9 protein-coding genes are annotated in these 7,909 nt (G+C 65.1%); 6 read left to right on the top strand and 3 right to left on the bottom strand.

From position 1 onward, the window contains the following. Positions 1–21 precede the first annotated feature (21 nt). On the top strand, positions 22–408 hold the full coding sequence (locus JNK68_14985) for a glutathione S-transferase C-terminal domain-containing protein (protein MBL8541651.1): 387 nt from the start codon (positions 22–24) through the stop codon (positions 406–408). A 37-nt stretch (positions 409–445) separates the two neighbouring features. Here the strand turns inward: JNK68_14985 and JNK68_14980 are convergent, their stop codons facing one another. Together JNK68_14980 and JNK68_14975 are read right to left on the bottom strand one after the other, a co-directional pair. Continuing rightward, a complete protein-coding gene (locus JNK68_14980) occupies positions 446–769 on the bottom strand; it encodes a protease inhibitor I42 family protein (protein MBL8541650.1) in 324 nt (107 codons plus the stop codon). Positions 770–781: 12 nt separating this feature from the next. Next, positions 782–1,234, bottom strand: coding sequence for a universal stress protein (locus JNK68_14975; protein ID MBL8541649.1), 453 nt, complete (start codon positions 1,232–1,234; stop codon positions 782–784). 123 nt (positions 1,235–1,357) lie between these two features. On the opposite strand from JNK68_14975, the gene JNK68_14970 reads away from it, so the two are divergent. The 5 genes from JNK68_14970 (at position 1,358) to JNK68_14950 (ending at position 5,877) form a co-directional block, all read left to right on the top strand. Next, entirely contained in the window at positions 1,358–2,830 is a 1,473-nt protein-coding gene (locus tag JNK68_14970; GenBank protein ID MBL8541648.1) for a HAMP domain-containing histidine kinase, read from the top strand. Between the two features lie 86 nt (positions 2,831–2,916). Next, on the top strand, positions 2,917–3,438 hold the full coding sequence (locus tag JNK68_14965; protein MBL8541647.1) for a hypothetical protein: 522 nt from the start codon (positions 2,917–2,919) through the stop codon (positions 3,436–3,438). Positions 3,439–3,443: 5 nt separating this feature from the next. Continuing rightward, positions 3,444–4,823, top strand: a complete 1,380-nt coding sequence (locus tag JNK68_14960; protein MBL8541646.1) for a sigma 54-interacting transcriptional regulator — start codon at positions 3,444–3,446, stop codon at positions 4,821–4,823. A gap of 399 nt (positions 4,824–5,222) precedes the next feature. Then, positions 5,223–5,606, top strand: coding sequence for a hypothetical protein (locus tag JNK68_14955; protein ID MBL8541645.1), 384 nt, complete (start codon positions 5,223–5,225; stop codon positions 5,604–5,606). A gap of 4 nt (positions 5,607–5,610) precedes the next feature. Beyond that, on the top strand, positions 5,611–5,877 hold the full coding sequence (locus JNK68_14950) for a hypothetical protein (protein MBL8541644.1): 267 nt from the start codon (positions 5,611–5,613) through the stop codon (positions 5,875–5,877). 16 nt (positions 5,878–5,893) lie between these two features. Here the strand turns inward: JNK68_14950 and JNK68_14945 are convergent. After that, positions 5,894–7,909, bottom strand: a 2,016-nt coding sequence (locus JNK68_14945) for a bifunctional (p)ppGpp synthetase/guanosine-3',5'-bis(diphosphate) 3'-pyrophosphohydrolase (protein MBL8541643.1), incomplete at its 5' end; no start/stop codon positions are given.

Genomic DNA, 7,909 nt, shown 5'->3' with positions numbered 1-7,909 from the left:
GATTGCTTTCCCGCGTCGGGGTTGACCCCTGGCTTCGGCACAGCCGACCGTGCCCGCTACAACCAATGGCTGGCGTTCGCGATCTCCGAACTCGAGCAGCCGCTGCGGACCCTTGCCAAGCATCGCTTCGCGCTGCCGCAGGAACTGCGGGTGCCGGCGGTCGAGGAGGCCGCCAAGTGGGAATTCGGGCGCGCCTGTCGCGTCCTCGAGAAAGGTCTCGGCGACAACGCTTTCATCCTGGGCGATCGCTTTACCGCCGCCGACATCATGCTCTCCCACATACTGGCGTGGGCGACCTCGGCCAGGATTCCAGTCGATTCCGACCTGCTGCGCGCCTATGCCGACCGTCTGCTGTCGCGTCCGGCGCTGGATCGGGCGCTGGAACGGGAGCAAATGGTCGCGGCATAGCCGGGGCGCGAACCTCCGGGATTGCCCTGCGCCTGTCTTATTTCACCCTCACCGTTACCTGGTAGCGCTTCGCCACCGACCCCTCGCCTTCCCACTCGCGCCAGTTCCACAGCACGATCCCGGCGCTTCCGATGGTTGAAGCAGTGAATTCGAAGCGGCGGCTGCCACCCGCGCCGGGACGCGTGTTCTGCGGCGGCACGAACGGGTCGGCCTTGAGCACGAGGACCGGCGCGACCTTCGAGCGCAGGGACCAGCGAAAGCCGGTCGTGGGATTCTCCGGCAGTTCGATGACGATCATCGTTCCCGGCCGCGCGTCGAAGGCACGTCCGTCATCGGCGGGGCCAAGCGCAAGTTCAGCCATCGAGCGAGCGGTTCAGGTCTTGCCCCGCACCAGCAGCAGCGGCACCGGTGCCTTGTGCATCACGCCTTCCGCCTCGCTGCCGACGAGCGCGTGCTGGAGTCCGCGGCGACCGTGCGTGCCCATCACGATGAGATCGGCGGGCCAGCGCTTCGCCGCTTCGACGATCGCATCCGCGACGCGGCCCGCGTATTCCTCCACGAGCGATGTCTCCGCATCGAGACCCGCCTCGCGTGCGAGTGCGTCCGCGCCGGCGAGCGCATCCCGCCCGGCCTGTTTCAGCGCGTCGACGATGTCGTTGAATGCGACGAATCCTTCCAGGGTGAGTCCGACGGCAGATTCGTCGACGACGAACACGAAGCGGATCTTCGCCGCCTGATCACGGGCGAGGCGAACGGCCTCGCGCACCCCCAGAAGCGAACTTTCACTGCCGTCGACGGGAACCAGGATGCGTTGATAGGCAGACATGCGGCAAAGGTAACGCAGCTTTTGTTTGTACCGGTGAATGATTATGCTCTCGACGATCGGATATTTCACGGGAGCGCGGGTGGTGGTTCTTCGGCGCCGTCTCGCCCCCGGGCCGGCCACATGATGCAGCGATACTATCCCCGCTCGTTCCTGATGCTGACGGTAGTCGGCTTCATGCTGGTGGCGTTGCCGCTGCTGCTCGGGCTTGCCACCAGCGCATTGTCCGTGGGGCAGGTGGCGAACCAGAGCCGCAAGGCCGTGCACCAGGCGGTGCAGGCGGCGCAGGCGAGCCGCATCCTGATCGAGCAGGTGACGGTCATGGAGCGCCGCTTTCGCCAGTTCATGATCCTTGGCGACGATTCGCTGCTGGAAGGCTTCGAGGTCGCGCACGAGAAGTTCCGTACCGAGGCGGTGGGACTTGAAGAACTGGTCCCGGACACCGCGCGGCGTGAACTGCTGGCCGAACTGAACAGTGCCGAACAGGCGCTGCACAGCCGCGTCTTCGAGTCGCGCTCGAATCCCGATGCGCTGCGCGATGCGGTGGGCGAGTTCACTGCGCTGGCCGACCTCGCGCGGACCATCGAGCAGCAGGGGAGCGAGGTAGTCGACCGGGAGGTACGTTCGCTGCAGGAAAAGGCGGAGGAGGTGCGCAAGCTCGTCATCTGGCAATTGCTCGGGCTGGTGCCGGTGGTGGTGTTTCTCGTGGTCGGATTCACGGCGCTCATCGCGAAGCCGATCCGCCAGATCGAAGGCGCGATCCGGCAGCTCGGCGAAGCGGACTTCAACACCGAAATCCACGTCGACGGGCCGGCCGATCTCGAATATCTCGGGCGTCGCCTCGACTGGATGCGACAGCGCCTGCTCGATCTCGAGGAACAGAAGGCGCGCCTGCTGCGGCACGTGTCGCACGAACTCAAGACTCCGCTGACTGCGCTGAAGGAAGGCGCCGACCTGCTCGCCGAGGGTGCGGTCGGGCCGCTTTCCGAGGATCAGCGCGAAGTGGTCGAGATTCTGCGGGTGAACGGCGTCGAACTGCAGCGGCTGATCGAGGACCTGCTTGCTTACCAGGCCCTGCAGGCCGGCAAGTCGATTCTCAACATCACCCGCTTCGCGCTGCGGCCGGTGCTGGAGGGCGTGGCCTGGAAGCACCAGCTTGCCCTGCGCAGCCGTGGGCTGAACTTCGCTCTCGTATGCCCTGATATCATGATCGAGGGAGACGAGAGGCGGATCGCCACGATCTTCGACAACCTGCTGTCCAACGCCATCAAATTCTCTCCCGATGGGCAAACCATCCGGATGGGTGCCACCTTGAGCGGGGAGCGCGTGATCATCGAGGTGCGCGATGCGGGACCCGGGCTGGCGGAGGAGGAGCGGGAGAAGGTCTTCGATGCCTTCTTTCGCGGTCGCCGTGCTCCCCACCAGCGCATCAAGGGGTCGGGTCTGGGGTTGTCCATCGTCAAGGAATACGTATCCGCCCACGGCGGCAGTGTGGAGGCGCGCAACGCCGAAGCCGGGGGCGCCTGCTTTCGCGTGAACCTGCCACGGGTCGCGCGACGGGTTCCTGATTTGGGAGCGACCTCGGTGAGTGCTGTATGAAGAACCCGGTTCCGCGGTACACTTCGCCAATCCTGCTGGCCGCGGCGTTCGCGCTATTCACGGCGTGCACTCACACGAAGCCCGTCGTGCCACCACCCGAGGTGGTGCCGCCCGAACCCGCGCCGGTCCTGGTGGAGCCGCCGCGACCCGAGGTCAAGACCGAGCCGGCGCCACTTCCCCCGCCGCAGGAGCCGCAGCAGACCGAGCTCTATCGACTCCTCGTACAGAGCGAAGGCGTGCGCAGGATGGCGGCGGGCGAGGCGGCGAAAGAACTCGAACAGGCACGGCAGTCGTTCGCACGCGCGAAGACGGACTACAACCGGCTGTTGTATGCGTTGCTGTTGCTGCTGCCGAACACCGGCGGCGCCGATGATGCCAGGGCTGCGGCGCTCCTCGAACCGATGGTGAAGGAGAAGGGAGGCACCGGCAACGGCATGCGCGCCTTGGCTGCCTTCGCCTACTTCCAGATCGGCGACAACCGGAAGCTGGAAGAGCGGATGCGCGAGGAGCAGAAGCGGGCGGACTCCCTGCAGGAGAAGCTGGACGCCCTGAAAGAGGTCGAGAAGAGTCTCATCGACCGCGAACAATCATCGCCGCACAAAAAATGACACTCATGAACGCGACAAAACCCCGGGTCCTCGTCGTCGACGACGACCCCGATCTGCTCAAGCTTCTGTCGATCCGTCTCAAGGCCGCCGGCTACGACGTCAAGGCGGCGGAGAGCGGCGAAGCCGCGCTTGCCCAGCTGTCGCTGTCGCGCCCGCAGGCGGTCGTCACCGATCTGCGCATGGGCGGGATGGACGGCATGTCGCTCTTCGAGGCGATCCACCGCGACAATCCGGCGCTGCCGGTGCTGATGCTCACCGCGCACGGCACGATTCCCGACGCCGTCACGGCGACCCGCCGCGGCATCTTCGGCTATCTCACCAAGCCCTTCGATCCGAAAGCGCTGCTCGATGAACTGGAGCGCGCCGTCACCGTCTCCGGTGTCGCCGAACCCGGTATCAAGGAGGAAGGGGAGGAGCCGGTCCGCAGCGAGGCCTGGCGCGCCGATGTCATCACGCGCAGCCCGCAGATGGAGGACTTGCTCGCCAAGGCGCGGCTGGTGGCCGAAAGCGACGCGAGCGTACTCATCACGGGCGAGAGCGGCACCGGCAAGGAGCTGCTTGCGCAGGCGATTCACCGGGCGAGTACCCGCGCGAAGCGGCAGTTCCATGCGGTGAACTGCGGCGCCATCCCCGAGCCGCTGCTGGAATCCGAGCTCTTCGGCCACACCAAGGGCGCCTTCACGGGCGCGATCCGCGACTACCGCGGCCTGTTCCAGGCGGCCGACGGCGGCACGCTGCTGCTCGACGAGGTCGGCGACATGCCGCTTTCGCTGCAGGTCAAGCTGCTGCGGGTACTGCAGGAAGGGCAGGTGCGGCCGGTCGGCTCGACCGGCACCCTGGATATCAACGTGCGGATCATCTCTGCCACGCATCGCGATCTCGAAGTCGAGATCGCCGCCGGGCGCTTCCGCGAGGATCTCTACTATCGCCTGAACGTCGTGCACCTGGCGCTGCCGTCGCTCGCGGAGCGGCGGGAGGACATCGCGCTGCTCGCGCATCACTTCCTGCGGCAGTTGTCCGCGCGCTACAAGAAGACGGTGAACGGATTCGCACCGGAAGCGCTGGAACTCCTGATCTCCTCGCCGTGGCCGGGCAATGTCCGCCAGCTCTACAACCTGGTCGAGCAGACGGTCGCGCTTTCCACCTCGCCCGTGGTGCCGGCCAGCCTTGTTCAGGGGGCACTGAAGACGCAGACCGAGACCCTGTCCTCGTTCGAGGAGGCGCGGCGCCGCTTCGAGCGGGAATACCTCGCGCAGGTGCTGAAAATCACCAACGGCAACGTGTCGCAGGCAGCGCGGATGGCCAAGCGCAACCGCACCGAGTTCTACAAGCTGCTGCAGCGTCATCATCTCGACCCGCGGCTCTTCAAGAATGCCGCGGAGTGACAGGTCGTCGCTCGCCGGCGACTGGCGATAGAGGCACGGCGCGGGGCGATGCAGGCTCTGTCGCATTGTCTGTCGCTCGCAGGCGACGTTTTTTCTCGACGCGATCTCGAAGATAGTTTCTAAGGATATGGTTTTTATCAGTTTTGTTCATTGGTACGACGGTTGCAGAAGAGAGTTGTGTCTCACAACCGTGGAGTCCAATGAAAATGAACAAAAACCAGACGATTGCACTGTCGGCGAAGGCCGAGAACGCGGAACTCACCGCCCCACGTGCGGCGGAGTCCGAGGCGCCGGCACAGAAACGCGGGTTCAAGCCGCGCTGGCTGAGGTTGCAGCGCCGTGAGCGAAAACTCAGGGAGGCCCGTGCCCTCGCGCTCCGCCCCGTCGTGGGGTAACTTCATGTCGCAACCTTTCCGTACCCGGGGCAGAAGCGACGAGCCTTGGGAGCAGGGGCTTTATTTCCTGCTGCTGCTCGTCGCGCTGGTGGTGATCCTCTACAGCCTGTTCGGGATCGCCACCCTGCTCGGGTATTTCCCCCTATCGCAGAAAGCGGTTGGCGCCAACCCCCTGCAAACGGGCGGTGCGATCGACCGCATCAAGGAAGGACCGCTGTCGGAAAACATGGGCGGAACACCGTGTGTACGCCGTGCCGGCATCAACGTGCCGGGAGCCGCAGGCACCGGCGCGATGCTCGACGCCTCGCTGTCGAATTGCGTCGAGGCGAGTGGCGACCCGCGGGCGTCGCGCAGCGCGATGGCACCCGCCCTGCCCAAGGGTCACTGAGCCGTTGCCGCAAGAACACCGGAACCTCTCGATTGCCAGGATTGCTGTAGCTGCCGCAGTGGTCCTGTTCGGCACCATCGCCTGTACGCAGCCACGGCCGGTCGGGCCGACGGTGAATCTTTCCGGATACTCGCAGGCGTTCAAGGACGGGTTTGCCGCAGGTTGCAAGACCGCCCGCGGCAACCCGACCAAGGACGCCGAGCGGCAGCGCTCGGATACGGACTATCGACTCGGCTGGGATGACGGTCTGAGCGTCTGCGCCAAGCGCTGACGGCTCACGGGCCGCTTCAGAGGTTGCCCTTCGCACGCGCGATGCGCACCACTTCGGGAATGCGTCGCAGTGCGCGCATCACCTGGGCGAGGTGCAGGCGATCGTGCACCTGCAGCGTGAAGTGAACGGTGCTGTACTGGCTGCCGTCCTCGGTGTCCATGCTCACGTTGTCGATGTTCGACTCCGCGTCGGCGATCTCCGCCGCGATGCGCGCCAGCACACCGCGCCGGTTCATCGCGATGAGCTTGATGCTGACATCAAAGAGCTTCTTCGTCTCCGGATCCCACTCCACGTCCAGATACTTGTCCGGATCGGCTCGCGTCTTCGCCATGACCGGGCAATCGTGGGTGTGGATCACCATGCCCTGACCTTTCTTGATCCAGCCGATGATCGGGTCGCCTGGAATGGGGCGGCAGCATTGCGCGAACTGGACGGTCATCCCTTCCGTGCCGCGGATGACGACGGTACCGGGATGCTTCATTTCCATCGGCGCCGCTTCGGTCATCGACAGGAGCTCGCGCGCGACCACCACCGACAGCCGCTTCCCTAGACCGATGTCGGCCAGGATCTCGTCCTTGCCGCGGACGCGGGCGTCCCGCACCAGGCGCTCCCAGGTCGCCGAATCGATCTCGGCGAGGCTCGAGCCGAAACCGGCGAGCGCCTGCGCGAGCAGTCGTTCGCCAAGCTGGCGCGATTCGTCGTACTGCATCGTCTTGAGGAAGTGCCGGATGTGGGCGCGCGCCTTGCCGGTGATGACGTAGCCGAGCCAGGCCGGATTCGGCTTCGCGTGCACGGCGGTGATGATCTCGACGCGGTCCCCGCTCTTGAGCTCGGTCCGCAGCGGCATCAGCTCGTCGTTGATCTTCACCGCGACACAACGGTTGCCGATGTCGGTGTGCACGGCGTAGGCGAAGTCCACCGCCGTTGCGCCGCGCGGCAGCGACATGATCTTCCCCTTCGGCGTGAAGACATAGGCTTCATCCGGGAAGAGGTCGATCTTCAGATGCTCCAGGAACTCGATCGAGTCGCCACTTTCGGACTGGATCTCGAGCAGGCTCTGCAGCCACTGGTGGGTCTTGTGCTGCAGGTCGTTGAGCGTGGCGTCGGAACTCTTGTAGAGCCAGTGCGAAGCCACCCCCGCCTCTGCAATCTTGTGCATGTCGGCAGTGCGGATCTGCACTTCGAGCGGCATGCCGTACGGTCCGAAGAGTGTGGTGTGCAGCGACTGATAGCCGTTGGTCTTGCCGATTGCGATGTAGTCCTTGAACTTGCCCGGGATCGGCTTGTACAGCCCGTGCAGTGCGCCGAGCGCGAGATAGCACGACGGCACGTCCTTCACCATCACGCGAAAGCCGAAGATGTCGAGGACCTTGGAGAAGGGCAGCTGCTTCTCCTTCATCTTGCGATAGATGCTGAAGATGTGCTTCTCGCGGCCGGTGACGTTCGCGTCGATGCGCGAGTCCCTGAGCTTGTTGCGGATGCTCTCGAGGATCTTCTGCACCACCTCGCGGCGGTTGCCCCGCGAGGCCTTCACGGCTTTCGACAGCACGCGGTAGCGCGCCGGATACAGGTGCTTGAAGGAGAGATCCTCGAGCTCGTGATAGATGCTGTTCAACCCGAGCCGATTCGCGATCGGCGCATAGATGTCCAGCGTCTCGCGCGCGATGCGGCGCCGCTTCTCGGGCGCGAGCCCGGAGAGCGTGCGCATGTTGTGCAGCCGGTCGGCGAGCTTGATCAAGATCACGCGCACGTCGCGCGCCATGGCGAGCAGCATCTTGCGGAAGCTCTCGGCCTGGTGCTCCTCGTGCGTGGCGAACTCGATGCGATCGAGCTTGGAGACGCCGTCGACCAGCTCCGCGACGTTCTTGCCGAACTTGCGCGAGATTTCGCCCTTCGTGACCGACGTGTCTTCCATCACGTCGTGCAGCAGCGCTGCCGTCAGCGCCTGCGGGTCGAGGTGGAGCTCGGCGAGGATGTTTGCCACCGCAAGCGGGTGGACGATGTAGGGATCGCCCGTCTTGCGGAACTGACC

Source organism: Betaproteobacteria bacterium (assembly GCA_016791345.1).
In the GTDB taxonomy this organism is placed as follows: Bacteria; Pseudomonadota; Gammaproteobacteria; order Burkholderiales; family JAEUMW01; genus JAEUMW01.
Note: the sequence above shows the minus strand (reverse complement) of the source record. Positions and strands in the feature narration are given on the sequence as shown.

Coding starts and splice junctions, on each gene's coding strand:
- JNK68_14980 (MBL8541650.1), bottom strand. CDS start 769: ATGGCTGAACTTGCGCTTGGCCCCGCCGATGACGGACGTGCCTTCGAC.
- JNK68_14975 (MBL8541649.1), bottom strand. CDS start 1,234: ATGTCTGCCTATCAACGCATCCTGGTTCCCGTCGACGGCAGTGAAAGT.
- JNK68_14970 (MBL8541648.1), top strand. CDS start 1,358: ATGCAGCGATACTATCCCCGCTCGTTCCTGATGCTGACGGTAGTCGGC.
- JNK68_14960 (MBL8541646.1), top strand. CDS start 3,444: ATGAACGCGACAAAACCCCGGGTCCTCGTCGTCGACGACGACCCCGAT.
- JNK68_14955 (MBL8541645.1), top strand. CDS start 5,223: ATGTCGCAACCTTTCCGTACCCGGGGCAGAAGCGACGAGCCTTGGGAG.